We start from the raw sequence: 24,588 nt of genomic DNA on the forward strand, positions 1-24,588 counted from the left end.
AACCGCTAAAGCGGCGTGCATGACTTCGGGGACAAACGAGAGCAAGCCGCAAGGCTCGGGCTACACCTATGCCGACGCAGGCGTTTCCATCGCCGCGGGCAATGCGCTGGTGAAGGCCATCGCCCCGCTGGCCAAGGCCACCGCGCGGCCCGGTGCGACGAGCGAACTGGGCGGCTTCGGCGGGTTTTTCGACCCCAAGGCGGCGGGCTACTCTGATCCGCTGCTGGTCGCCGCCAATGACGGCGTCGGCACCAAGCTGAAGCTTGCGATCGAGCATGACAAGCACGACACGGTCGGCATCGATCTGGTCGCGATGTGCGTCAATGATCTGATCGTCCAGGGCGCAGAGCCGCTGTTCTTCCTCGACTATTTCGCCACCGGCAAGCTCGAGAACGGCGTCGCCGAGCGCGTGATTGCGGGGATCGCGGAAGGCTGCAAGATCGCCGGCTGCGCGCTGATCGGCGGTGAGACGGCGGAGATGCCGGGGATGTATGCACCCGGCGACTACGACCTTGCGGGCTTCTGCGTCGGCGCGGTGGAGCGTGGCGAGCAGCTGACGGGCGACAAGGTCGCGCCGGGCGATGTGCTGCTGGGCCTGGCGTCCAGCGGCGTCCATTCCAACGGCTATTCGCTGGTGCGCCGCCTCGCAGCGGACAAGGCCTGGAAGCTCAATCGCCCTGCCCTGTTCGATCAGGACGTGCTGCTGATCGACGCCCTGATCGCCCCCACCCGCATCTATGTCGCAAGCCTCCTGCCTCTGATCCGCGCAGGGCTGATCAATGCGCTGGCCCACATTACCGGTGGCGGCCTGCTCGAAAACATCCCGCGTATTCTGCCCGATGGCGCGCACGCCCATGTCGATGCCGACCTCTGGCCCCAGCCGCGGCTGATGGCCTTCCTGCAGGCGCAGGGCAACATCGAGCCGGAAGAAATGGCGCGCACCTTCAACTGCGGGGTCGGCATGGTGCTGGCCGTCAGCGAGGCAAATGTCGCCGAAGTCACCGCCAAGCTCGAAGCGGCGGGCGAGACCGTCGTTACCGTCGGCCGCATCGAAGCGGGCGCGAAGGGCTGCACGGTGCGCGGATCGGTCGAAACATGGTCGGCCAAGAGCGACTGGAGCGCGACGCATCTTGGCTGACGCCTTGACGCATAAGGCCAAAATCGCCGTCCTCATCTCCGGCGCGGGCACCAATATGGCAGCGCTGGTCTATGCCAGCCGCATGGCCGAATGCCCCTACGAGGTGGTGCTGGTCGCCTCCAACGACCCCGCAGCAGGCGGTCTTGCGCTCGCGCAGGCGGAAGGCATTGCGACCTTCGCCTTGCCCCACAAGGGAATGACTCGCGAGGCGCACGACGCCGCGATGGAAGCAGCCGTGCTGGAGGCAGGCGCGGACACCATCGTGCTCGCCGGGTATATGCGCATCCTCTCGGATGGCTTCGCGCGCCGCTGGGCCGGGCGGATGCTCAATATCCACCCCTCGCTGCTGCCCAAATACAAGGGTCTGGACACCCATGCCCGCGCGATTGCCGCGGGAGACAGCCATGGTGGCACGAGCGTCCATCTGGTCACGCCCGAACTCGACGCGGGCGAAGTGCTGGCGCAGATCGCGGTGCCGATCACGCCGGGCGAGACGGCGCAGAGCCTTGCCGAGCGGGTGAAACTCGCCGAACACCAGCTCTATCCGCGTGCCGTGGCCGACTATGTCAGCCGCTGGCGCGATCCTGTCGCACTGCTGGCCCGCGTGCGTGCGCTCGCCCTTGCCCTGCCCGAGAGCGACGAGCGCGAAAGCCACGGCAGCCCCGGCTTCCGCGTCGGCGGCGAGAAGACCGGCAAATATTTCGCCTATTTCGCCGATCAGCACCATGGCACGCCGCACATCGCTTGCCTCGTGCGCACCGGATCGATGGACGAGCTGCTCGCGCTGGTCGAGGATCAGCCCGAGGTCTATTTCAAGCCCGCCTATTACGGCGCGAGCGGGTGGGTCGGGATCATCCTCAACCGCCCGGGGGTGGACTGGGACGCGGTCGGCGAATGGCTGGAGCGCAGCTGGCGCGGCGCGGCACCCAAGCGGCTGACCCGGCTGATGGATGTGGCGGACGAGTTTTGAAGAGGATGCTTCTCACGCTGGCGTTCGGCCTTGTGCTGACACTCGGCTTGTCCGCGCTGTCGGGGTGGCAGACCTATTCCGCACCTATTGGTTGCGCCGACAGCGAGGGCCACGGCCCTGATCCCGGAACGCGCGAATGCGAAGCAGCAATCCAGCACCAGATCGAGAACCGCTCCAAGATCATTCGTGAAGGGTTTCTCGCCCCGATCCCTTGGTGCTTAGCCCTGCTGGCCTTCGTTCTTTCCATACAAGGGCTGACCATGCGGCTGCGATCACGCGGGATCGAATTCTGATGCCTCGCCCCACCCGCGATCATCTGCTCGCCCGCGGCCCACTGGCCGAGAAGGCCAACGACTTCCTCGGCAAGGCGTGGGAACGCGGGTGGCTGCCTCCGCCGCAGCTCGATCCAGACGAGCTGTGGGCGCTGGCGGCCAAGCCCTATGGTGCGCGGGCCGAGGCGGTCGAACATGGCGGGCGATCGGAGGCAGATGTCGCCGATTTCCGCGAGCGGCTTGCCCGGCTGATCGCCAGCGTCGAGGCCGAGGCCGATCTCAACCCGCTGGGCCGCGCAATGGCCTGGGGGCAATTGTCGCGGACGGTGAAGAACCGGCTCGCCTTTGGCAGCCTGTGGCTGGAACGCCCCGAGCTGCTCGACACCCCGCTCGCCCCGCCGATCATCGTCATCGGCCACATGCGCAGCGGCACGACCCGCATCCACACGCTGCTCGCCGCCGATCCCGCGCATTCCCACACCCGCTACTGCGACGCCTATCACCCCGTGCCCTCGCGCCTCGGCGTCAACCGGGTGAAGGCGGCGATGGAGCTCGCCATGCTCGGGCTGCTCAATCCGTGGATGCAGTCGATCCACCCGATGGCCCCTGCCGCGGTCGAGGAGGAGCTGGCGTGGATCTCTGCCGCGCTGCACCACTCCATCTACGAATCGCAGTGGCATATCCCGACCTATTCGGCATGGAGCGAAGCACGCGATCCCCTGCCGATCTACCGCGAATTCCGACGCATCCTCCAGACCGACGCCGCACACCGCGGCCTCGCCGACAAGCCCCGCGTGCTGAAGGTTCCCGCCTTTGCCGAAGACCTGTCGACCCTGCTTGCCCTGTTCCCCGACGCGCGGCTGGTTCTGGCGGAGCGCGAGCATGAGGCCGTGCTCAAGAGCGCGATCAGCCTCGCGGCGAACCAGATGGCGATGCAGTCGGATGGGTGCTGCCTCGATCAGATCGAGGCCCGCTGGCGGCACAAGATTGCCTTGCGCGAAGCCCGCATGGCCGCGGCACTCGAAGGCTGGAACAGCCAGCAGGCACGCGCCTGTTTCGATGCGCTGAACGCCGATTGGGAGGCGGCTATCGCGGGCATCTATGCCGATCTTGGCCTGACCCTCACTCCGCAAGCGCGCGCCGCGATGCGCAAGGTCATGGCCGCCAGCGAGGACGGCCACCACCGCGCCCATGCCGAGCAATTGGCGCGATTTGCAGGCGCCTGACAGCAAAAAGGCCGCCCCTCGCGGGACGGCCCTTTCAAGATCGCAAGGCGCGCAGCCTTAGCCGACGATTTCTTCCGGCTTGAAGAAGAACGCGATTTCGATCGCCGCGTTTTCTTCGCTGTCCGAACCGTGGACGGTGTTCTCGCCGATCGAGAGCGCCAGTTCCTTGCGGATCGTGCCTGGGGCGGCGTCGGCCGGGTTGGTCGCGCCCATGATGTCGCGGTTGCGGGTCACGGCGTCTTCGCCTTCGAGCACCTGGACCACCACCGGCTCGCTCATCATGAATTCGACGAGTTCACCGAAGAAGGGGCGCTCCTTGTGAACCGCGTAGAAGCCTTCGGCCTGCTCGCGGGTCATATGGATGCGCTTGGAAGCGACGACGCGCAGGCCGGCTTCTTCCAGCATCTTGGTGACCGCGCCGGTGAGGTTGCGGCGGGTGGCGTCGGGCTTGATGATCGAGAAGGTGCGGGTGACCGCCATGATATGCTCCTGTGAACGTCTTTTGTTGTGGGGGAAGATTTGGCGCGGCCCGTAGATGGTGCGGTGCAAAATGGCAAGTCTCCCGCTGGCATGGGCGCTGAGGGCGCTGTTTCTATCGCGCAGCGGACATGATACCATCGCGGACGGGGTTGCTGGTGTTGGGGGGAACAGCATGGGACAGAATCACGGATTGTCGCGCCGTCACTTCGGCAGCGCTGCGCTGGGGGCGGCTGGGCTTGTCTTCGGGGGCGGGATCGCGCGGGCGGCAGAGCCGGCGCAAACGGCAGGGGGGCCGCTCGGCCCGTTCTATCCGATCATCCGGCCGGGTGACGACGATTTCGACATGACCCAGATCAAGGGCCAGTCCGGCCGTGCCTTGGGGCGGGTGATCGAAGTGACCGGACGCGTGCTCGACCGCAAGGGCAATCCCGTCACCGGCGCCGAACTCGAACTGTGGCAGTGCAATGCCGCAGGCCGCTACGCCCATCCCGGCGATGTCGCCACCGCGCCGCTCGATCCCAATTTCCAGGGCTTCGCGCGGCTGATGACAGGGCCGAGCGGCGAGTGGCGCATCCGCACCATCAAGCCGTCAGGCTATGACAGCCCGATCGGTTGGCGCACGCCGCATATCCATTTCGACATCAAGGGCCGGCAGGCGCGCCTGATCACGCAGATGTATTTCACCGAAGACTACGCCACCAACAGCAAGGACAGCCTCTACAATATGCTGGGCGAAGATGCCGTGACCGCGATGGCGCAGCAGCAGGCGGACGCGGCCGACCGCTACCGCTGGGACATCGTGCTCGGCGAGAGCTGAGGCGGCTCAGCCAGCCTTCTTGGTGGCAAGAATGATCTGACCACTGGTCGGCTCGCCGCTGGTGGCCGTGACCGACATGGTGGCCCCGTCGCTCGCGCGCTCGCCGGCGACCATCTGGGTGCCGTTGGTGGTCATCTCCATCTGGATCTCGAACCCGGCAGCCTTGGCCGCATCCCGATAATGCGCCACAACCTTGTCCGCGGGCGCATCGGCCTCGAAGGTGATCATCGTGCCCTGCCCATCAGGCTGATTGACGACCGCGTTGTTGACCACTTTCGACCCCGGAAACAGCGTGAAGCCATCAGGCAAGCTGACGGGGACATTCGTGCCTGCGCGCAACGAGGCCTCACCGTCCTCGTCCGTGATGGTCATGCTGGTCTCGCCGGTTTCCTTGTCGATGGTATATTCGCCATCCTTGCCGTCGGCGGTGGTGAATTCGCCCGAGGTTTCCGAGCCACAGGCCGCAAGGCCGAGCATGGCGGTCGCAGCGACGATGAGTGCAGATGTGCGCATTCGGTTTCCCCCCCAAGGGTTACAATGCGCCCAGCATCCCGCAAAGCGTCCGCAAGAGCAAGGGTTTGCGGCGAGCCTCAGCCCTTCTTGACCCAGCGCCCGGCTTCCTGAGCGAAATAGGCACGCTCCACCCCGGTTCCATCCTGTGCGCGCCAGGCTGCCCGCGCATCTGGGGCACGGTCAGGGGGGAACAGCAGAAAGACGCGGGCAAAGCCGCTGGTTTCGCGGAAGGTGCCGTCAGCCAGGATCAGATGGCTCGCGCCGTTGGCGGCGACGGGCTCGCTGCCAAGCAGAATCGGCTGGCGATCTGCGCCGGGGGCACCGGCTTCGCCATTGGCGAGGAAGGTCTCTGCCCCACCCTGCCACAAGGCGCCCGAAATGGCGGCGCGCTGGGCGGGATCGGCGGCCACCACCAGCACCCGCTCGCCCTGCCCCAGCGCGCGCTTGGCGATCAGGGCCACGACCTTTTCGACCGGATCATCGGTGACCTGCCAGAAATCGAGCTTCATGGGTCGTGCCGCCTTACAGCTTCGCTGCTTGAGGACGCTTCTTGCCGTCCTACCGCTTCGCTGCTTGAGGACGCGTCCTCCCCGGTCTCGTGCCGCGCCCGCAGCCGGGCCAACAGCCGCGAGAGGCCGAACCAGCACAGCACCATCGCCATCAGAGGAACCGGGAACAGCAGGTCTGCCGCTCCGTCGAGCAAGGCAATAGCCAGGCCCGGAAAGGGCGTGGGCAGCCATTGCCCTTCGACATTCACAAGCACGGCTGGAGCGAGGACGACTGCAGCAGCGATGCTCAGCACCATGTCGCCTTCAGGCGTGCCCGGATGGCGCAGACGACGAATGAATGTCACGGTGAGCGCAATCAGCACGCACCCGGCGGCGATCGCCCACCAGAACACGCGGGCGATCCCCGAAAAATCGCTCGCCAGCGCGGGGCTGGCGCTTGCCAGCACCACCGCCGCCACGCCGACCCGCACCGCGCTGCGCATCCTCATCCCCCCTTGCCCCTGCGACAGCGGTCGGAACAATATTTCACATTGTCCCAGTCCCGCTCCCACTTCTTGCGCCAGGTAAAGGGCAGTCCGCAAGCGAGGCAGGTTTTGGTCGGCAGGTCGCTCTTTTTCCGCATTTTCGGCATGTTTGTTGCCTCAAACGCCGGCGGGCGCATCCGCGCCCTTGGCTTCCTCGCTCACGCGGCCCGAGGGCCGCATCGCTGCGGGCGCCCGGTCGGGCTTGCGGCCCTGCGGGCCGAAATGCGCGAATCTGCTCAACCCTCGACCACATCCCGCACGAACTGGTCGATCAGGCGCACGCCATAACCGGTCGCGCCCTTGTCCCAGGTGTGGCCGGGCTTGTTCGACCAGACCATCCCCGCGATGTCGAGGTGCGCCCAGGGCAGGCCATCCTTGACGAAGCGCTTGAGGAACTGCGCCGCGGTGATCGACCCTGCCTCGCGCGGGCCGATGTTCTTCATGTCGGCGATCGGCGAGTCGATCAGCTTGTCGTAATTGGCCCCGAGCGGCATTCGCCACAGCTTGTCGCCGCTCGTCTGTCCGGCGGCGGTCAGCTGGGCGGCGAGGGTGTCGTCGCTGGCGAACATCCCGCCATATTCGTTGCCGAGGCTGATGATCATTGCCCCGGTCAGCGTGGCGAGGTCGACGATGCGCGCAGGGTCATACTGCTCCTGCGCCCAGTGGAGCGCATCGCACAGCACCAGCCGCCCTTCGGCATCGGTGTTGAGAACTTCGACCGTCTGCCCGCTCATGGTGGTGACGACATCGCCGGGGCGCTGGGCCTTGCCGTCGGGCATGTTCTCGACGAGCCCCATGACGCCGATGACATTGGCCTTCGCGCGGCGCGTGACCAGCGCCAGCATCGCGCCCGCGACCGCGCCTGCACCGCCCATGTCCCACTTCATGTCCTCCATGCCCGGCCCGGGCTTCAAGGAGATGCCGCCGGTGTCGAAGGTGACACCCTTGCCGACGAAGACGGTGGGCTTGTCGCCGGGGTTGCCGCCGTTCCAGCGGATCGCCAGCAGCTTCGATTCGCGCTCCGAACCCTGCCCGACGCCGACCAGCGCGCCCATGCCGAGCGCCGCCATTTCATCCTCGCCCAGCACAGTGATTTCCGCCGCCGTGCCCGCAAAGGCCTCCTCGCAGGCGGCCACAAAGGTGGCGGGATAAAGCAGGTTGGCGGGTTCGGTCACGAGGTGGCGGGTGAACTCCACGCCCTTGGCGAGAGCGGCTTCGCGTTCCCACGCGGCCTCGGTGCCCTCGGGCGCGCCGGTCACGTGGATCTGATCGAGCGAGGGGCGCTTGTCGGCAGCAAGGCGGGTGCGATACTTGTCATGCCGCCAGCCGCGCAGACGCAAGCCCAGCAGCAGCGCAGCGGCTTCATCAGCCGACAGCGCGGCGTGACCGAGATCGAGCACCAGCGCGCGTTCGCCCGAAACGAGATACTTGGCGGTCAGCGCAGCGCCCGCCTTTTCGCAATTGGCACGGCGATCGGCTGCGCCGGTATCGCCCGCGCCCACCAGCGCGATCCGCTTGACGCTGCCGCCGGTGCTGGCGAAGCCTTCGAACAGCGTCCCTGCCCGGCCCGTAAACGCCGAAGCCGCTGCCCCTTCGACCAGCGCCGGATCGAGCCCGGCCAACGCCTGCCCCTGATTGATCACCCGCGCATGAACGCGAACGTCGGACGGGGGCGTGGCGGTGAATTGGATCTGCATGGGGACTCCGGAGAAAGCAAGAAATCGGGGCAAGCAGCCACGATGCCGAGCGCGTGCGACGAGCCGCGCGCACCGGGGCGCAATGGCGATTGCGATTAGGCCCGAGCGGTGCAATAGGCAAGGCCATGTCGGGAGGCTTGCCAGACGGATCGCGCACCCGCGCGTGCCATGCCCAGCGCGTCCCGGCGAACGGGCGGACGCGGGGTCGCGCCATGCGTGTGGCTGCGACGCTGCTCTTTGCCGCCAGCCCTGCCGCGCTCGCCGCGCAGATGCCAGCGCAGGCCGAAGCCCCCGCCGCAGCGGCGACCGCGGATCAGCCGCGCCAGATCGACTTCGAAGCGAGCGAGCTCAGCTACAACAACGAGACCGAAACCGTCACCGCGCGCGGCAACGTCATCCTGCGCTCCGAAGACCGCTCGGTGCGCGCCGACGAGGTGGTGTGGTTCCGCGATACCGGCAAGATCATCGCCAGCGGCAATATCCGACTGGTCGATGAAGCCGGAAACCAGCTGTTCACCGATCAGGTCGAGTTGACCGAAGAATTCGACACCGGCGCGATGAGCGAATTGCTGATCGCGCTGCGCGCAGGCGGCCGCCTTGCTGCGCGATCCGCCACGCGCGGGGCCGATGGCGTCGCGGTGCTCGCGGATGCGGCCTATACCGCTTGCCCCGTGACCGATGCAGAGGGCTGCGCTCAGGATCCCAGCTGGCGGATCACCGCTTCCCGCGTCGCCTATGACCAGAAGGCGGGCGAAATCCGCTTTACCGGCGCCATGCTCGAACTGTTCGGCGCGCGCATCCTGCCCTTGCCGGGGCTTGGCCTCAGGACGGACGGCAAGGGCGCCTCGGGCTTTCTCGTCCCCGATCTGCGCGTCACGCAGGTCAACGGACTGGAGCTTTCCGGCGAATACTACCTGCGCGTTGCCGACAATGCCGATCTGACGCTGGGCGCCTATGTCTTTTCCAACGTCGCCCCGATGGCGAGCGCCAAGTGGCGGCACCTGACCGAAAAGGGCGCCTATCAGGCGACCGGCTACGTCACATTTTCCGACCGCACCACCGACCTCACCGGTGCCGACAGCTTTCAGCGCGATCCGCGCGGTTACTTCGATGCCAATGGCCGTTTCCAGTTTTCGCCCGACTGGAGCCTGACGGGATCAATCCGCCTCGCGTCCGACCGCACTTTCCTGCGCCGCTACGACATCAGCCGCGATGACCGGCTGCGTTCGACCATCAATCTCGAACGCATCACCGATAATTCCTATTTCTCGATCGCCGGTTGGGCGACCCAGACCCTGCGCCTCAACGCCGATCAGGGCCAGGTGCCGCTCGCCCTGCCGGCGATCGACTATCGCCAGAAAATTGCAGACCCCGTGCTGGGCGGGAATCTGATGTTCCAGGCCAACTCGCTCGCGCTGCTGCGCAATGACGGGCAGGACACCCAGCGCGCCTTTGCCGGAGCCCAGTGGGATCTGAAGCGGCTGACCGGGATGGGGCAGGTCGTCACCCTCACCGCACTGGTGCGCGGCGATGTCTACAACACCAACAATGTGGGGGCGACCACCACCATCGCCTATCGTGGCACCGAAGGCTGGACCGCGCGCGGCATCGCCACGGCGGCCATCGACATCGAATGGCCCTTCGTGGGTGAGGCCTTCGGCGGCACACAGGTGTTCAAGCCGCGCCTGCAACTGGTCGCCAGCCCCAAGATCCGCAATCTCGCGGTCCCCAATGAAGATGCCCGCGCGATTGATCTGGAGGATTCCAACCTCTTCGCCCTCAACCGCTTCCCCGGCTATGACCGGGTGGAAGACGGCAGCCGCGTGACATGGGGCGTCGACTGGGAATTGCAGCGCCCCGGCTGGCGGATCTCGTCGACCATCGGCCAATCCTTCCGGCTCGAAAGTCTCGAACCCGGCCTCTTCCCTGAAGGCACCGGCCTGTCCGAACGCGTCACCGATTTCGTCGGCCGCACCGAAGTGCGTTTCAAGAACCTCGTCAGCTTCACGCACCGCTTCCGGCTCGACAAGGACAATTTCGCAGTGCGCCGCAACGAGATCGACGCGACCATCGGATCGCGCCGCACCTATCTTGAAGTCGGCTATCTGCGCCTCAATCGCGACATCGCCACGGTCGAAGACCTGCGTGACCGCGAGGAGGTGCGCGCTGCTGCGCGTGTGGCAATCGGGCGCAAGTGGTCGATCTTCGGGTCGGGCGTCTTCAACCTCACCGACGAGGAGGAAGATCCGGTGTTCCAGCCGGACGGCTTCCAGCCGATCCGCACGCGCCTTGGCGTTGCCTATGCCGATGACTGCATCGAATTCGGCGCGACCTGGCGGCGCGATTTCATCGACGCGGGCGATGCGCGGCGCGGCAATGCGTTTCAGGTGTTCTTCGCCCTGCGGAATCTCGGCTTCCGTTAGCCCCGGCCAATTGCGCGCATCAATTGGCAGCGCGGGCAAATCGCGTTAAAGGGCAGCCCCAACGGGCAGTGTCCCCGCCGCGCGGGATCAGGGCGGGACTCAGCTATCGTTCAGCAAAGCCGCGGCATTGCTGAACCACGCGCAAGGGTCGCGCGACATTTCGGCTCGGCCGCGGGCCAAGAAACGGGATTATTCGAGTGAGTGTGAAGCTGTTGACCAAGGCGATGTTTGCCCGCACCGGAACTGCGTTGGCCGTGGCCGGCATGATCGGACTGGCGCTGGCGCCGGTGGCCGCACCCGCGCAGACCGTGGCAGTGCCCACGGCCGACAATCCGTTTGGCTTGCCTGAAGACATCACCCTGTTCGGCAGGGCCGATCCCGACCGCCGCACCGTGACTGCGATGGTCAACGGGTTCGTCATCACCGGCACCGATATCGACCAGCGCGTTGCGCTGGTGACCGCCTCTTCCGAAGCCCCGATCCCGCCAGAGGAAATGCTCCGCCTGCGCGTTCAGGTGCTGCGCAACCTGATCGACGAAACGCTCAAGATCCAGGCCGCAAGAGCCGAAGAGGTCGAGGCCAAGCGGGAGGAGGTCGAACAGACCTACCAGCAGCTCGCCGCGCAGAACTTTGGCGGTGATCCCAAGAAGATGGACGATTACCTCGCCTCCATCGGCTCGTCTGCGACCTCGCTCAAGCGGCAGATCGAGGGCGAAGTGGCGTGGGAAAACCTGATGCGCCGCAAGGTCATCCCCTTCGTCAACGTCTCGGCCGAAGAGGTCAATGACGTGCTCCAGCGGATGAAGGACGCCAAGGGCACCGATGAATACCGGCTTGGCGAAATCTATCTGCCTGCCACCACCGAGAACCGCGCAGCCGTGCTCCAGAACGCGCAGAAGATCATGGAGCAGCTGCAGCAGGGCGGCAGCTTCGTCGCCTATGCGCGCCAGTATTCGCAGGCGAGCAGCGCCGTGGTCGGCGGCGATCTGGGCTGGCTCCGGCTCGGCCAGCTGCCCGCACAGCTTGCAGCGGCGGTGCGCACCATGCAGGCCGGACAATTGCAGGGGCCGATCGAGATTCCCGGCGGTTTCTCGATCATCTACCTCATCAACAAGCGTCAGGTGCTGATGCCCGATCCGAGCGAATCGATCCTGAGCCTCAAGCAGATCTCGATCAGCTTCGCCCCCGGTGTGACGCAGGAACAGGCCGAAGCGCGGGTTGTCGAGTTCGGCAAGTTCATCGAAAGCGCGCGCGGTTGCGGCGATATTGATGCCGGCGCCAAGGCGATCGGCGCCGAAGTTGTGACCAACGACCAGATCAAGGCGGCCAACCTGCCCGAGCAGCTGCGCGCGATCATCCTCAATCTCCAGATCGGTCAGGCCACCCCGCCCTTCGGCGGCATTCAGGAAGGTGTGCGCGTGCTGATGCTGTGCGGGCGTGACGATCCGGCCGATGCCGGCGCCCCGACCTTTGCAGCGGTGATGGAGCAGATCGAGGAAGAGCGCGTCAACAAGCGCGCGCAAAGCTACCTGCGCGACCTGCGCAACGACGCCTACATCGAATACAACTGACGCCTTGGCAGGCGTGACGACCCCGCTTGCGATAAGTCTGGGCGATCCGGCGGGGATCGGGCCTGAGGTGATCCTTGGCGCCTGGGCGCGGCTGCGGGCCGAACGCCGCGCGCCGCCCGCCTTCGTGGTCGGCGGGCCAGGACTGTTGCAGCAGTCGGCCGAAGCGCTCGGTATCGACTGCCCGATCGTGCCGATTGCCAGCCCCGAAGAGGCTACCTTCGCCAGTGCCGTCGGCCTGCCGGTTCTGGCGCTGCTGGAGGGGCAGTGGAACCCCGGCCACCCGTCGCAAGACGGCGCGCGCCTCGCGCTGGCCTCGCTGCAATGGGGCACGAAATGCGCGCTGGCAGGAGCGGCGAGCGGCTTGGTTACAGCGCCCGTTGCCAAGGGAGCACTGGCCGCCATCGGATGGCACTATCCGGGGCAGACTGAGTATCTCGCCGATGCCTGCGCCCGGCCCTATCGCGATGCCGTGATGATGCTGGCCGGGCCATCCCTGCGCACCGTGCCGCTCACCGTCCACATCGCGCTTGCCGAAGTGCCGGCGCTGCTTTCAGTCGAACTTATCGTCCACAAGGCGCGGATTGTAGCAGCCGGGCTGCGGCGCGATTTCGGCATTGCTGACCCGCGCCTCGCGATTGCAGCGCTCAATCCGCACGCGGGCGAAGGCGGGCAATTTGGTGACGAGGAAGCGCGCATCATCGCGCCCGCCATCGCCGCGCTGCAGGCCGAAGGGATCGCGGCCTTTGGCCCTGTCCCCGGCGATGCGCTGTTCACTCCGCGCGCCCGCGCCGGGTATGACGCGGCACTCGCGATGTACCACGATCAGGCGCTGATCCCGATCAAGGCGCTGGAGGTGGATGAGGGCGTCAACGTCACGCTCGGCCTGCCGATCATCCGCACCTCGCCCGATCACGGCACCGCCTTCGATATTGCGGGCAAGGGTGTGGCCGATCCCGGCGCGATGGCCGCCGCGATCGTGATGGCGGCTGAGATGGCGAAGGCACGGGCAGCAGCCAGTGCCTGACCTTCCCCCCATCCGCGAGGTCATCGCCCGCCACGGCCTTGCCGCGTCCAAGGCGCTGGGGCAGAATTTCCTGCTCGACGAGCAACTGCTCGCGCGTATCGCTGCGCTGCCGGGTGACCTGTCGGGCCAGCCGGTGCTCGAAGTCGGCCCCGGCCCCGGCGGGCTGACGCGGGCGCTGCTGCGGGCAGGCGCGCGCGTGACGGCGATCGAAATGGATCGCCGCTGCCTGCCAGCGTTGGCCGAGCTGGGTGAGAGCTTTCCCGGGCAACTCACTGTTATCGAAGGCGACGCGCTGAAGCTCGATCACGCGCAGCTGATGGGCGGCGAGCCGTTCCACGTGCTCTCGAACCTGCCCTATAATGTCGGCACTGCGCTGTTCGTGCGCTGGCTGGGGGGTGAGGCGTGGCCTCCCCTGTGGCAGTCGCTCACCCTCATGTTCCAGCGCGAGGTCGCCGACCGGATCGTCGCCGTGCCCGATAGCGACGCCTATGGCCGCCTCGCCGTCCTCGCCCAGTGGCGCAGCCAGGCGCGGCTCGCGATGAAAGTCCACCGCAGCGCCTTCACCCCGCCCCCCAAGGTGATGAGCGCGATCGTCCACGTGACCCCCGCCGCCATGCCCGAGGGCGTCTCGGCGCGGATGCTCGAACGCCTCACGGAGGCCGCCTTCGGCCAGCGCCGCAAGATGCTGCGCCAGAGTTTGAAGGGCGTGCCGGGCGCGCTGGAGGCGCTGGCAAACCTCGGCATCGACGAAACGCGGCGGGCCGAGACGGTGAGTGTGGCAGAGTTTGTCGCCGTGGCGAAGGCGCTGAGTTAGAGCGCCTTCTTCCTGAGCCGCCAGGCGTGCAGCAGCGGTTCGGTATAGCCGCTGGGCTGCTCCACGCCCTTGAAGATCAGATCTTTCGCCGCACTGAAGGCCGCACCGTCCTCGTTGCCGGTAAGCGGCACATAAAGCGGGTCGCCCGCGTTCTGCGCGTCGACCTTGGCGGCCATGCGGGTGAGCGAGTCCATCACCTGGGCCTCGGTGATCACACCGTGCAGCAGCCAGTTGGCGATGTGCTGCGAGGAGATGCGCAAGGTCGCGCGGTCTTCCATCAGGCCCACATCGTTGATGTCGGGCACCTTGGAACAGCCCACGCCCTGATCAATCCAGCGCACGACGTAGCCAAGCAAGCCTTGGCAATTGTTGTCGAGTTCTTCGCGCACTTCCTCCGCAGACCAGTTCGCGCCCTCCGCCAGCGGAATCGCCAGCAGGTCATCGAGGCCCGCGGGCTCGGGCAGGTGCTTCTGCACCTCGAACACGTCGATCTGGTGGTAGTGCAGCGCATGGAGCGTCGCGGCGGTGGGAGACGGCACCCACGCGGTGTTCGCGCCCGCCTTGAGGTGCCCGACCTTCTCGACCATCATCTGCCCCATCAGATCGGGCGCGGCCCACATCCCCTTGCCGATCTGCGCCTTGCCCGAGAGGCCATGCGCAAGGCCGATGGCGACGTTCCTCGCCTCGTAGGACTTGAGCCACGCGCTGCTCTTCATGGCACCTTTCCGCAGCATCGGCCCAGCGCGCATCGAAGTGTGGATTTCGTCGCCCGTGCGGTCGAGGAAGCCGGTGTTGATGAAGACGATGCGGTCCTTCACCGCTTGGATGCAGGCAGCAAGGTTCGCCGAGGTGCGGCGCTCCTCATCCATCACCCCGACCTTGATCGTGTGGCGCGGCAGGCCGAGCAGGTCTTCCACCGCGTCAAACAGGTCGTTGGTGAAGGCGCATTCCTCCGGCCCGTGCATCTTGGGCTTGACGATGTAGATCGAGCCGGTGCGCGAGTTTCCGAACTTGCCGTGGCCTTCAACATCGAGCGTGGAAATGGCCGATGTGAATACCGCGTCCATGATCCCCTCGGGAATCTCGCTGCCATCGGCGAGGCGGATCGCGGGGTTGGTCATCAGGTGGCCGACATTGCGCACGAACATCAGGCTGCGGCCCTTGAGTGTCTGCGCGGTGCCGTCGGTCGCGGTGTAGCTCTTGTCGCCCGCGAGCGTGCGGGTGAGGGTCTTGCCGCCCTTCTCGAAGCTCTCCGACAGGTCTCCGCGGATGATGCCGAGCCAGTTGGTGTAGGCCAGCAGCTTGTCCTCGGCATCGACGGCCGCCACGGAGTCCTCGCAATCGGCAATGGTGGTGAGCGCGGCCTCGACGATGATGTCGGCGATCCCGGCCTTGTCGGTGGCGCCGACGGGGGTGGCGGAATCGAACACAACATCGACGTGCAAGCCGTTGTTTTTCAGCAGCACGCCCTTGTCGGTGGTGCCCGCCTGCTGCGACGGATCGGCAAGCGCGATTGCCTCGCGGGCCACAAGGTCGGCCCAGCTCCCGCTCGCCAGCGGGAAGGTCGCGTCGAGGAACGCCCGCCCGCGCGCGATCACCGCTTGCCCTCGCGCCTCGTCATAGCCGCCGGGCCTAGCGGGGGCCGCATCGAGCGCGTCGGTGCCGTAGAAGGCATCGTAGAGGCTCCCCCAGCGCGCGTTGGCGGCATTGAGCAGGAAGCGGGCGTTGAGGATCGGCACCACCAGCTGCGGGCCGGCCATGGTGGCGATCTCGGGGTCGACGTTCTGGGTGCCGATCTGGAACGCACCGGGTTCGGGGACGAGGTAGCCGATTTCGGTCAGGAAGGCCTTGTAGGCGGCGGCATCGTGCGGCTTGCCCGCGCGTTCCAAGTGCCACGCGTCGATCTGTGCCTGCAGCGCCTCGCGCTTTTCCAGCAGCGCACGGTTCCTCGGCGCAAAGTCGGCCAGCAGCGCGGCGAAACCCTGCCAGAAATCGTCCACATCCCGCCCAAGCGGCGCCAGAACCTCGCCTTCAAGGAAGCTCGCCAGCCGGCCATCAATCGCAATACCGGCGCGGGTCGTCATGTCAGTCATCAGTGTCCTCGTGGGTTGTCAGAGCCCGGGGAGGAGAGGACGGCTGGCCCTATGGCGCAGGCCCGATGCGATTGCAACGGGTTGGACAGGCGCGCGCTCCCGGCTAGAGGGAGAGGATGGACGGGACATTGGCAACAATCGACAGCGCCGCGATGCTGACGCAGGTGCAAGCCTGGAGCGCGATCAACACCGGCACGGCGAATCTGGCCGGGCTGGCGGCGCAGGCCGCCGCGCTGGCCGAGGCTTTCGCCGCGCTTCCCGGCACCGTCGAACTGGTCGATCCGTCACCCGTCACCGCCATCGCCGCAGATGGCAGCGCGTTCGAAAAGCCCCACGGCCAGCATATGGTGGTGCGGGTGCGCCCGCAGGCGAATCGGCGGATCCTGCTGACCGGGCACATGGACACCGTGTTCCCCGCCGATCACCCCTTCCAGCGCCAGACCTGGCTGGATGGCGAAACACTGAACGGCCCCGGTGTCGCCGACATGAAGGGCGGCATCGCGGTGATGCTCCATGCGCTGATGGCGTTCGAACAGACCGCGAGCGCCGGATCGCTGGGCTATGATGTGCTGATCAACTCCGATGAGGAAACCGGCTCGCTTGCCAGCGCCGCGCTGATTGCCGAACTCGCCGCGGGCAAGCTAGCCGCGCTCACCTACGAGCCGGCCGCTCTCCCCGATGGCACGCTGGCGCACGAGCGCGGGGGGACGGGGAACTATTCGATCACGTTCACAGGCAGAAGCGCCCATGCCGGGCGCAACCCGCACGAAGGGCGCAATGCGATTGTCGCAGCGGCCGATCTGATCCTGCGGCTGAAGGCGCTGGAGAACGATCAGATCACCATCAATCCGGCCAAGCTCGAAGGCGGCGCCGCGAACAATGTCGTGCCCGACCATGCTGTGCTGCGCTTCAACGTGCGCCCCAAGAGCACCGTGGCCGCCGAGGGCTTCGATCACGATCTCAACGCTTTGCTGCGCAGCATTGAGGTGGCTCACGAAGTTGCCACCCACCGCCATGGCGGCGTCACCCGCCCGCCCAAGAAAGTCGATGCGCGCGCGCAAGCCCTGTTCGATCTCGTGCGGGAATGCGGCGCGGAACTTGGCCAGACGATCCGCTGGCAATCCACCGGCGGGGTGTGCGACGGCAACAATATCGCGGCCTGCGGCGTGCCCGTGGTCGACACCATGGGGGTGCGCGGCGGCGCGATCCATTCGCCGGACGAATATCTCATCGTCCCCAGTCTTGCCGAACGCGCAGCGCTTTCCGCCCGCGTGATCGAGCGCCTTGCTCAGGGAGCAATATCTTGACCTTCCGCCTGCGCGCTGCGCGCCCCGCCGATCTTGAGGCACTTTATGAAATGGCCAAACTGACGGGCGGGGGCTTCACCAACCTGCCGCCCGATCGCGCGGCGCTGCGCGGCAAGCTCGAACGGGCCGAGGCGGCTTTCGCCCGCGAGGACGAAACGCTCGCCGACGAGCAGTTCGTGCTGGTGCTGGAAAACGCCCGCACCGGGGCGGTGCGCGGCACCTGCCAGCTGATGACCAAGGTCGGCCAGCGCTGGCCGTTCTATTCCTATCGTCTCAACACCCTCACCCAGTATTCGCAGGAGCTTGACCGCACGGTGCGCGCCGAGCTCCTCAGCCTTGTCACCGACCTTGAGGGATCGAGCGAGGTTGGCGGGCTGTTCCTCCACCCCAATGAACGCGCCGGCGGCCTCGGCCTGCTGCTCGCCCGCTCACGCTATCTGTTCGTCGCCATGCACCGGGCGCGCTTTGCCGACCGCATCCTTGCCGAATTGCGCGGGATCATCGACGAGCGCGGCGGATCGCCTTTCTGGGACGGTGTCGCAGGGCGCTTCTTCGGGATGAGCTTCCAGGACGCGGACTATTTCAACGCGATCAACGGAAACCAGTTCATCGCCGACCTGATGCCCAAGCACCCGGTCTACATCGCCATGCTGAACGACGATGCCCGCTCTGTCATCGGGGTGCCCCATCCCACGGGCCGTGCCGCGATGCGGATGCTGGAGGACGAGGGCTTCCGCGCCGAGGGCTATGTCGACATCTTCGATGGCGGCCCGACGATGGTGGCCTGGACCGACAATGTCACGAGCGTCAAGAACGCCTGCGAACACCCCGTCACCGCAGTGGATGCAAGCGAGGGCGAGCGGGCGATCCTCGCCACCGGCAGGCTCGGCACGTTCCGCGCCTGCTTCGGCGCGCGGGTGCTGGACGGCGCCGGGGGCATCGCGATCGATTCGGCCAGCGCCGATCTGCTCGACGTGTGCGAGGGTGACATGGTGTGGAGCGTGGGGCGGTAGACTTGATTTCCTCGCCACCCGCGAGGAGCGCAGCGACGCGGCGATCCATGGCCCGCCCGCTCGCCGCAAGGTTCGACCATGGATTGCCGCGCGACCTGACGGTCGCTCGCAATGACGAAATGGACTGAGAAAATGCTCACCGAAATCAATTTCGACGGGATCGTCGGCCCCTCGCACAACTATGCAGGCCTCAGCCTCGGCAATATCGCCAGTGCAAGCCATGCGGGCGATCCGTCCTACCCGCGCGCGGCGGCACTTCAGGGCGTGGCCAAGATGCGGGGGAACCTTGCGCGGCTGGGCGTGCAAGGCTTCCTTCTGCCGCTCCCCCGGCCCAACCATGCGCTGACGCAGGCGCTTGCACTCGATGGCACCGAGCCGCCGCAATTGCGCGCAGCGCCGTGGTCGGCCTCCTCGATGTGGACGGCCAATGCCGCCACCGTCTCCCCGGCCCCTGACACTGCCGACGGGCGTTGCCACCTGACACCGGCAAACCTCATCACCATGCTCCACCGCGCGCAGGAATGGCCGGATACGCAGGCCCAGCTCAGGATCGCTTTCGGCGACACGCGGCACTTTGCGATCCATGATGCCGTCCCGCCGACTTTCGGTGATGAAGGCGCGGCCAATCATATGCGGCTGTGCGAAAGTCACGATGCCCCCGGGGTCGAGGTGTTCGTCTATGGCAAGACCGGCGGCCGCTTCCCTGCACGCCAGCACGAGCAGGCGAGCCGCATTGTCGCCCGCGCCCACGGGCTCGATCCCGCGCGCACCGTGTTCATCGAGCAGAATCCCGAGGCCATTGCGGCAGGCGCTTTCCACAATGATGTGGTTGCGGTCGCCAACGGGCGTGTGCTGTTCACCCATGCCGAGGCCTTTGCCGACCAGCAGGGCGCCTATGATGCGATCCGCGCCGCCTTCCCGGCGCTCGAAGTGGTCGAGGTGCCTGCGTCGGCTGTCTCGCTGCAAGAGGCGATCCGCACCTATCTGTTCAACGCCCAGCTACTGACGCTGCCGAGCGGCGAGATGGCGCTGATCGTCCCCGAGGAATGTCGCGAGAGCCCGAGCGTTTGGGGCTGGTGCGAGGCGATGCTCGCCAGCAATGGCCCGATCCGTCAGGTGATCCCGGTCGATGTGCGGCAATCGATGGCGAATGGCGGCGGGCCTGCCTGCCTTCGGTTGCGCGTCGTCTGCGATCCGGCGACGGTCGACCCGCGCTTCCTGCTCGACGAGGCCCGCGCCGACCTGATCGAACGCGTCATCGCCGCGCATTGGCCCGAACAGATCGACCCGTCCGATATTGGGTCACAGGTGCTGGCGGACAGCGTGATTGCGGCACGCCTCGCCTTGCTCGACGCGCTCGATCTGGCACAGCTTGGTTAACGCGTTTGAAGCAAGCGCTGGCGCGGCGTAAGGTTACTCCATCGTAAAGGCGACTCAGCGGCCACGCAGAGTCGAAAGCACTTCGGGAGACGCCATGCTGCGCAAGCTGGGACGGCTGTTCGTGATCAAGACGCGCTTTGAAGCGTTCCTGATCATTTACGCGCTCGCCTTGGGTTCGAGTGCGCGGGGGATGGTCTATCTCCACGAATATCCCGGCTTCGGCGGCAAGCTGCTGTTCCTCGCGACGACCGGCGCCGTGTTCCTTGCGGGCGCGAAAATCCTCGACTGCCTGAAGCTTGAAAAGGAAGTGGCGAGCTTGCGCGAGGCGCGGGTCGATACGCGCGACTGAAGCGCTCAGCTTGCGGCATCTTTTCGGGAAGGTGGGGGGATTCTGTTGCTACGTTCCCCCCGGACGCCCGGTTTCCGATTCTGTTACCCGGTTCGGTCCGAACCGTGCTCTAGGCTTAGTAAATTCAGGCCGTTAGGCCGTCACATTACGCAGCGAGAGCAAGTGCTTCGTTGTCGTTGGCACTTATGGTTTTTGAGCCTTATGCGGGTTACTCAGCCCGGGCGAAAACTACGTCTTTCAACACACGTCGATCCTGGTTCGGCCCCTCCAGCTGAGCCGCTCGGTCGGCACGCGGTCCACGCGTGTCGACCGTGGGCTCAGATGGTGGAGCCGCCGGGTACTGCCCCCGGGTCCGTTGCATCTATTGCACGCAGCAATTTATCGCCATAGCCGGGCGAACCCGGCGGAAGCGGATATAGCGCGGCAATCCTGAATGTGAAGTGAGCGCCGCCCTTACTTCTTCAGCGCATCCCTGATTTCGATCAGCAGGTCGATCTCGGTCGGCCCGGCAGGGGCTGCGGCTTCCTCAGTCTTGGAAAACTGCGCGGTAATCTTGTTCACATAGCGCACCATCAGGAAGATGATGAAGGCCAGGATCAGGAAATTGATCACGACCGATGCCAGCGCCCCGACGCCGAGCACCACGGCCCCTGCCTCGCGCGCGGCAGCCAGCGATGTGCCGGGGGCGACATTGCCCGACAGCACAATGTAGATGTCCGAAAAGTCGATGCTGCCGACGATCCAGCCGATGAAGGGCATGATGATGTCGTCCGTCAGCGACTTGACGATTGCGCCGAACGCCGCGCCGATGATGACGCCGACCGCGAGGTCGATGACATTGCCCTTGGCGATGAAGGCCTTGAATTCCGACAGCATGATGATCCCTCCTGTGTGCCGTTTGTCCCCTTTTGGCACTCGGCCCAGCGGCTGCCAAGTCATGGCATCCGATCCACGCGCCTTGAATGGGGATAGCGGTGTGCTATATCCGCAATACAGGAACACACCGCCGGGCTGCCCCGTGCGATGAGGAGGGATAAGGCCATGAATTTCAGGACTATGCTGCGCGGCGCCTTTGCCGCTGCTGCCGCACTCAGCCTTGCGGCCTGCGGGATCAACTCGGTGCCCACCAAGGAAGAAGCCGCCAAGGCGCAGTGGGGCAACGTCGAAAGCGCGCTTCAGAACCGTTCGGACAAGATCCCCAATCTCGTCGCCGTGGTGCAGGCCGCTGCCATTTCGGAAAAGGACATCCTGCAAGGCGTGATCGACGCGCGCGCCCGGGCGACCGCGATCAACATCACCACCGATGACCTGTCGAACCCGGAAGAGTTCAAGAAGTTCAACGACGCGCAGAACCAGCTCACGCAGGCCATGGGCCAGCTGCGCACCGTGGTGGAAAACTATCCCGTCCTCACCAGCCAGCCTCGCTTTCGGGATCTGATGATCGCGATCGACGAGGCCAACAACCAGATCAACACCGAAAGGGTGCGCTACAACGAGCTCGCCAAGGACTATAACACCGAGATCCGCACCTTCCCTTCGAGCATCGGGGCGAACGTGATCCACGGCGCCGAGCCGCTCGAATATTTCAAGGCTGAGGAAGGCGCCAAGGCCAACCCCAAGGTCGATATGAGCGGCATCACCGGCGCGGCCACGCCGGCCGCCACCAATTGAGGTGATTGCGCGCACCGTGCTCCTAGGCCTGGCGCTGTTCGTGGCCGCTTGCGACCGCGAAGCAGAACCCGCAAGGCCAGGGGCAGCGGTGATCGACCAGGCCGATGTTCTCTCCCCCGAAGCGGAGACAGCCCTCGGCACCAGATTGCGCCGCTATTGGGATCACAAGGAAACCGCGATCGTGGTCGCAACCGTGCCAAGTCTGAAGGGCGAGACGATCGAGGCAGCCGCGAACCGGATGTTCAACGATTGGGGCATTGGCGATGCCGAGACCAACCGCGGCGTCCTGCTGCTGATCGCGCCTGCGGAGCGGAGATTGCGGATCGAGGTCGGCTGCGGGCTCGAGACGGTTCTTCCCTCCGAAGTGGCGGCACAGATCATTCGCGAGGCGATCCGCCCGCGCTTCAGTGCTGGCGACCTCGAGGGCGGGACGAATGCAGGGGTCGATGCGCTGATCGCCCGGATCGACACCGCCAATACGGCTCCCGGGCCGGTCAGCCCACGGTGCCGGCAGATGATGAAAGAGGCCGCATGAACAGGTTCCTCGCCTTGCTTCGCATCTGGATTGCCGCGCTGCTGCTTACGTTTGCGGCAGGCGCTCAGGCGCAGGACTATCCGCCCCGCCCGGATGGCCCGGTCTATGACGGCGCGAACATCCTCTCGCCCGAGACCGAGGCCAAGCTCGACGGGGAGCTGCGCGCCTATAACGCCCAGACCGGCCGCGCGATCATCGTCGCCACTGTGCCGAGCCTCGGCGGCGCTTCGATCGAGACCTATGCGACCACGCTCTTCACCGACAAGTGGGGGATCGGCGGGGAAAAGCGCGACACCGGCCTGCTGCTGCTGATCGCGCCCAATGAACGCAAGGTGCGGATCGAGGTCGGCTATGGCCTTCACGGCTATTTCGGCGGGATCATGGCCGGGCGCGTGATCAACGACGTCATCACCCCGCGCTTCAAGCAAGGCAATTTCGATGCCGGCGTAACCGACGGGGTCGCCGCGATCCTCGCTCACCTGGCCAAATCGCCCGAGGATGCCATCGCCATCGAGGAAGCCGCACAGGCCGCCGCTGCACAAAGCAGCCGCAGCGACGGCGGCTTTCCCTTCGGCGTGCTGATCTGGCTCGCCTTCCTGTTCTTCTTCTTCGTCCTGCCGCTGTTTGCCGGGCGCGGGCGCAAGCGCAAATATTCCTCGAAGGGCGATGGCCCGTGGGGCAGCCGCGGGCTGGGCGATACGGCGCGCGATGTCATCCTGTGGGAAGTAGGCAGCGCGATCGCGCGGGGGATCATCAACAATAGCGGCCGCGGCGGAGGCGGTGGCGGCTTCGGCGGCGGCGGATTTGGTGGCGGCGGCGGGTTCGGCGGCTTTGGCGGTGGCTCGTCCGGCGGCGGCGGCGCTTCGGGGAGCTGGTAGATCATGGCCTATCTCAATGATGCAGGACGCCAGCTCGTCAGCGAAGCCGTGACCGAGGCCGAAGGCGCGACCTCGGGCGAGATCGTCACCGTGCTGGCCGAAGCGTCGGACGGTTACACCGATGTCGCGCTGCTGTGGGCGGCAGGCGCAGCCTTCACCGCGATGAGTGTCTTCGCCGCCTTCCCCCGCCCCTTCCTCGATGCGTGGGACGCGATGTTCGGCGGATGGGACCACGAATGGAGCACCGGCGAAATCGCCAGCATGGTGATCGCGCTGGGCCTCATCAAGTTCCTCGGCGTCATGCTGGTGCAGCAATGGCAGCCGCTCAAATTCGCCCTGATACCCGGCCCGACCAAGACCATGCGCGTCCACAATCAGGCGGTGCGCCAGTTCAAGGTCGGCGCGGAACGGCGCACCACCGGGCGCACCGGGGTTCTGATCTATCTCTCGATGCACGAGCGCCGCGCCGAGATCGTCGCGGATGAGAGCATCGCTGCCAAGGTGCCGGCCGAGGTATGGGGCGAGGCGATGGGCGATATGCTGGCCCACATCCGCCACGGGCGCATCGCCGAAGGGCTGGCAGTGGGCATCCGCGACGTCGGCCATGTCCTTGCCGAACATTTCCCGCGCGGCAGCGAGGACGTGAACGAACTGCCTGATCGGCTGATCGAGGTTTGACCAATTAGCCCCTTGACCCGTTCGCCCTGAGCTTGTCGAAGGGCCGTCCTTCCTTTGCACCCGCAATGAAGTGAAGTGCGGTCGTAGACCCTGCGGGTCAGCTTCGCTTCCGACAGGCTCAGGACGAACGGAGTTAATATCTTGATCAGAGACCGCGACGCTGACCTTCCCGAAGTCGTGCAGTGGGAGGGCAAGTTCATCACCGCCAAGACGCGGGGCCGGTGGGAATATGTCGGCCGCGCGCGCGGTATCCGGGCAGCGGCCATTATCGCGCTGGATGAAGACGCGGATGGCACGCGTCACGCGATCCTCGTCAGCCAGTACCGCGTGCCGCTGGGGCGCTTCAGCCTCGAGATTCCCGCAGGGCTCGTCGGCGACGATGCCGGGGCCGAGAATGAGGATGCCACCGCCGCCGCCGCGCGCGAGCTGGAGGAGGAAACCGGCTACCATGCTGCCCACATGGAGGTGCTGGGCGAATTCTATTCATCGCCCGGCATGGTCTCGGAAAGCTTCACGCTCTTGAAGGCAACCGGCCTTACCCGCGTGGGCGAAGGTGGCGGGGTATCGGACGAGAACATCATCACCCACCGGGTTGCGCTGCACGATCTTTCGCGCTTTGTGGCCGAGTGGCGGCGCGCCGGGCACGCGGTCGACGTGAGGATCGCGATGCTTTTGACGCCGGAATTTCTGGGAGAGGACAAGTAAA

General features: G+C 66.1%; 27 protein-coding genes and 1 other RNA gene. 18 read left to right on the forward strand and 10 right to left on the reverse strand.

Translation table 11 applies throughout. The annotated features are described in order from the left end of the window. Positions 1 to 19: 19 nt before the first annotated feature. The 4 genes from purM to PS060_RS16725 are packed head-to-tail and all read left to right on the forward strand — an operon-like array spanning position 20 to position 3,606. Positions 20 to 1,138: a phosphoribosylformylglycinamidine cyclo-ligase gene (gene purM, locus PS060_RS16710; protein ID WP_273984635.1), complete on the forward strand. Its 1,119-nt coding sequence runs from the start codon at positions 20 to 22 to the stop codon at positions 1,136 to 1,138. A 4-nt stretch (positions 1,139 to 1,142) separates the two neighbouring features. After that, positions 1,143 to 2,108, forward strand: a complete 966-nt coding sequence (gene purN, locus PS060_RS16715) for a phosphoribosylglycinamide formyltransferase (RefSeq protein WP_273986964.1) — start codon at positions 1,143 to 1,145, stop codon at positions 2,106 to 2,108. A gap of 5 nt (positions 2,109 to 2,113) precedes the next feature. Continuing rightward, positions 2,114 to 2,401, forward strand: coding sequence for a hypothetical protein (locus PS060_RS16720; RefSeq protein ID WP_273984636.1), 288 nt, complete (start codon positions 2,114 to 2,116; stop codon positions 2,399 to 2,401). Continuing rightward, positions 2,401 to 3,606: a sulfotransferase family protein gene (locus PS060_RS16725; protein WP_273984637.1), complete on the forward strand. Its 1,206-nt coding sequence runs from the start codon at positions 2,401 to 2,403 to the stop codon at positions 3,604 to 3,606. Before PS060_RS16720 ends, PS060_RS16725 begins: the two co-directional genes overlap by 1 nt. A 57-nt stretch (positions 3,607 to 3,663) precedes the next feature. On the opposite strand, the gene ndk is transcribed toward PS060_RS16725, so the two are convergent. After that, positions 3,664 to 4,086: a nucleoside-diphosphate kinase gene (ndk, locus tag PS060_RS16730; RefSeq protein WP_273984638.1), complete on the reverse strand. Its 423-nt coding sequence runs from the start codon at positions 4,084 to 4,086 to the stop codon at positions 3,664 to 3,666. A gap of 172 nt (positions 4,087 to 4,258) precedes the next feature. Here ndk and PS060_RS16735 point away from each other — a divergent pair, with 172 nt between their 5' ends. Continuing rightward, the gene (locus PS060_RS16735) at positions 4,259 to 4,903 is read left to right on the forward strand and encodes a dioxygenase family protein (RefSeq protein ID WP_273984639.1); all 645 of its coding nucleotides are present in this window, start codon (positions 4,259 to 4,261) and stop codon (positions 4,901 to 4,903) included. Positions 4,904 to 4,909: 6 nt separating this feature from the next. On the opposite strand, the gene PS060_RS16740 is transcribed toward PS060_RS16735, so the two are convergent. From PS060_RS16740 to PS060_RS16765, 6 genes are all read right to left on the reverse strand, one after another. Continuing rightward, a complete protein-coding gene (locus tag PS060_RS16740) occupies positions 4,910 to 5,416 on the reverse strand; it encodes a hypothetical protein (RefSeq protein WP_273984640.1) in 507 nt (168 codons plus the stop codon). Positions 5,417 to 5,493: 77 nt separating this feature from the next. Next, entirely contained in the window at positions 5,494 to 5,925 is a 432-nt protein-coding gene (locus PS060_RS16745; RefSeq protein ID WP_273984641.1) for a DNA polymerase III subunit chi, read from the reverse strand. Continuing rightward, positions 5,922 to 6,407 (reverse strand): hypothetical protein, encoded by a 486-nt coding sequence (locus PS060_RS16750; RefSeq protein WP_273984642.1) that lies wholly within the window; start codon positions 6,405 to 6,407, stop codon positions 5,922 to 5,924. The genes PS060_RS16745 and PS060_RS16750 overlap by 4 nt, the downstream gene beginning before the upstream one ends. Positions 6,408 to 6,409: 2 nt before the next feature. Next, positions 6,410 to 6,556, reverse strand: a complete 147-nt coding sequence (locus PS060_RS16755) for a DUF2256 domain-containing protein (protein WP_273984643.1) — start codon at positions 6,554 to 6,556, stop codon at positions 6,410 to 6,412. A gap of 10 nt (positions 6,557 to 6,566) precedes the next feature. Then, complete coding sequence (locus tag PS060_RS16760) at positions 6,567 to 6,689, reverse strand: hypothetical protein (protein ID WP_273984644.1); 123 nt, start codon at positions 6,687 to 6,689, stop codon at positions 6,567 to 6,569. Next, the gene (locus PS060_RS16765; protein ID WP_273984645.1) at positions 6,686 to 8,146 is read right to left on the reverse strand and encodes a leucyl aminopeptidase; all 1,461 of its coding nucleotides are present in this window, start codon (positions 8,144 to 8,146) and stop codon (positions 6,686 to 6,688) included. The genes PS060_RS16760 and PS060_RS16765 overlap by 4 nt, the downstream gene beginning before the upstream one ends. A 212-nt stretch (positions 8,147 to 8,358) precedes the next feature. Between PS060_RS16765 and PS060_RS16770 the strand changes: the two genes are divergently transcribed. The 4 genes from PS060_RS16770 (at position 8,359) to rsmA (ending at position 13,978) form a co-directional block, all read left to right on the forward strand. Beyond that, a complete protein-coding gene (locus tag PS060_RS16770; protein WP_273984646.1) occupies positions 8,359 to 10,569 on the forward strand; it encodes an LPS-assembly protein LptD in 2,211 nt (736 codons plus the stop codon). 203 nt (positions 10,570 to 10,772) lie between these two features. Then, complete coding sequence (locus PS060_RS16775) at positions 10,773 to 12,140, forward strand: peptidylprolyl isomerase (protein ID WP_273986965.1); 1,368 nt, start codon at positions 10,773 to 10,775, stop codon at positions 12,138 to 12,140. Positions 12,141 to 12,153: 13 nt separating this feature from the next. Further along, positions 12,154 to 13,164: a 4-hydroxythreonine-4-phosphate dehydrogenase PdxA gene (gene pdxA / locus PS060_RS16780; RefSeq protein WP_273984647.1), complete on the forward strand. Its 1,011-nt coding sequence runs from the start codon at positions 12,154 to 12,156 to the stop codon at positions 13,162 to 13,164. Continuing rightward, the gene (gene rsmA / locus PS060_RS16785; protein ID WP_273984648.1) at positions 13,157 to 13,978 is read left to right on the forward strand and encodes a 16S rRNA (adenine(1518)-N(6)/adenine(1519)-N(6))-dimethyltransferase RsmA; all 822 of its coding nucleotides are present in this window, start codon (positions 13,157 to 13,159) and stop codon (positions 13,976 to 13,978) included. The genes pdxA and rsmA overlap by 8 nt, the downstream gene beginning before the upstream one ends. On the opposite strand, the gene PS060_RS16790 is transcribed toward rsmA, so the two are convergent. Beyond that, positions 13,975 to 16,071, reverse strand: a complete 2,097-nt coding sequence (locus PS060_RS16790) for a malate synthase G (protein WP_273984649.1) — start codon at positions 16,069 to 16,071, stop codon at positions 13,975 to 13,977. The genes rsmA and PS060_RS16790 overlap by 4 nt on opposite strands. 152 nt (positions 16,072 to 16,223) lie before the next feature. On the opposite strand from PS060_RS16790, the gene PS060_RS16795 reads away from it, so the two are divergent. The 4 genes from PS060_RS16795 to PS060_RS16810 all read left to right on the forward strand — a co-directional run bounded on the left by PS060_RS16795 (position 16,224) and on the right by PS060_RS16810 (position 20,120). After that, positions 16,224 to 17,378 carry a hydrolase gene (locus tag PS060_RS16795; RefSeq protein WP_273986966.1) on the forward strand — a complete coding sequence of 385 codons (1,155 nt, stop codon included), beginning with the start codon at positions 16,224 to 16,226 and terminating at the stop codon, positions 17,376 to 17,378. Beyond that, a complete protein-coding gene (locus PS060_RS16800; protein WP_273984650.1) occupies positions 17,375 to 18,391 on the forward strand; it encodes an arginine N-succinyltransferase in 1,017 nt (338 codons plus the stop codon). Before PS060_RS16795 ends, PS060_RS16800 begins: the two co-directional genes overlap by 4 nt. A 132-nt stretch (positions 18,392 to 18,523) precedes the next feature. Then, on the forward strand, positions 18,524 to 19,771 hold the full coding sequence (locus PS060_RS16805; protein ID WP_273984651.1) for an N-succinylarginine dihydrolase: 1,248 nt from the start codon (positions 18,524 to 18,526) through the stop codon (positions 19,769 to 19,771). Between the two features lie 94 nt (positions 19,772 to 19,865). After that, complete coding sequence (locus tag PS060_RS16810; protein ID WP_273984652.1) at positions 19,866 to 20,120, forward strand: hypothetical protein; 255 nt, start codon at positions 19,866 to 19,868, stop codon at positions 20,118 to 20,120. A gap of 69 nt (positions 20,121 to 20,189) precedes the next feature. On the opposite strand, the gene ssrA is transcribed toward PS060_RS16810, so the two are convergent. Together ssrA and mscL are read right to left on the reverse strand one after the other, a co-directional pair. Beyond that, positions 20,190 to 20,564: a transfer-messenger RNA gene (ssrA, locus tag PS060_RS16815) on the reverse strand. A 9-nt stretch (positions 20,565 to 20,573) separates the two neighbouring features. Continuing rightward, on the reverse strand, positions 20,574 to 20,996 hold the full coding sequence (gene mscL, locus PS060_RS16820; protein WP_273984653.1) for a large conductance mechanosensitive channel protein MscL: 423 nt from the start codon (positions 20,994 to 20,996) through the stop codon (positions 20,574 to 20,576). Positions 20,997 to 21,161: 165 nt separating this feature from the next. Between mscL and PS060_RS16825 the strand changes: the two genes are divergently transcribed. From PS060_RS16825 to PS060_RS16845, 5 genes are all read left to right on the forward strand, one after another. Further along, the gene (locus tag PS060_RS16825; RefSeq protein WP_273984654.1) at positions 21,162 to 21,791 is read left to right on the forward strand and encodes a LemA family protein; all 630 of its coding nucleotides are present in this window, start codon (positions 21,162 to 21,164) and stop codon (positions 21,789 to 21,791) included. A 16-nt stretch (positions 21,792 to 21,807) separates the two neighbouring features. Further along, complete coding sequence (locus PS060_RS16830; RefSeq protein ID WP_273984655.1) at positions 21,808 to 22,326, forward strand: TPM domain-containing protein; 519 nt, start codon at positions 21,808 to 21,810, stop codon at positions 22,324 to 22,326. Then, a complete protein-coding gene (locus PS060_RS16835; RefSeq protein WP_273984656.1) occupies positions 22,323 to 23,204 on the forward strand; it encodes a TPM domain-containing protein in 882 nt (293 codons plus the stop codon). Before PS060_RS16830 ends, PS060_RS16835 begins: the two co-directional genes overlap by 4 nt. A gap of 3 nt (positions 23,205 to 23,207) precedes the next feature. Continuing rightward, positions 23,208 to 23,882 carry a TPM domain-containing protein gene (locus PS060_RS16840; protein ID WP_273984657.1) on the forward strand — a complete coding sequence of 225 codons (675 nt, stop codon included), beginning with the start codon at positions 23,208 to 23,210 and terminating at the stop codon, positions 23,880 to 23,882. Between the two features lie 141 nt (positions 23,883 to 24,023). Continuing rightward, the gene (locus tag PS060_RS16845) at positions 24,024 to 24,587 is read left to right on the forward strand and encodes an NUDIX hydrolase (protein ID WP_273984658.1); all 564 of its coding nucleotides are present in this window, start codon (positions 24,024 to 24,026) and stop codon (positions 24,585 to 24,587) included. Position 24,588 lies beyond the last annotated feature (1 nt).

The sequence above is a fragment of the Erythrobacter sp. BLCC-B19 genome (genome assembly GCF_028621955.1).
Classification (GTDB): Bacteria; Pseudomonadota; Alphaproteobacteria; order Sphingomonadales; family Sphingomonadaceae; genus Erythrobacter.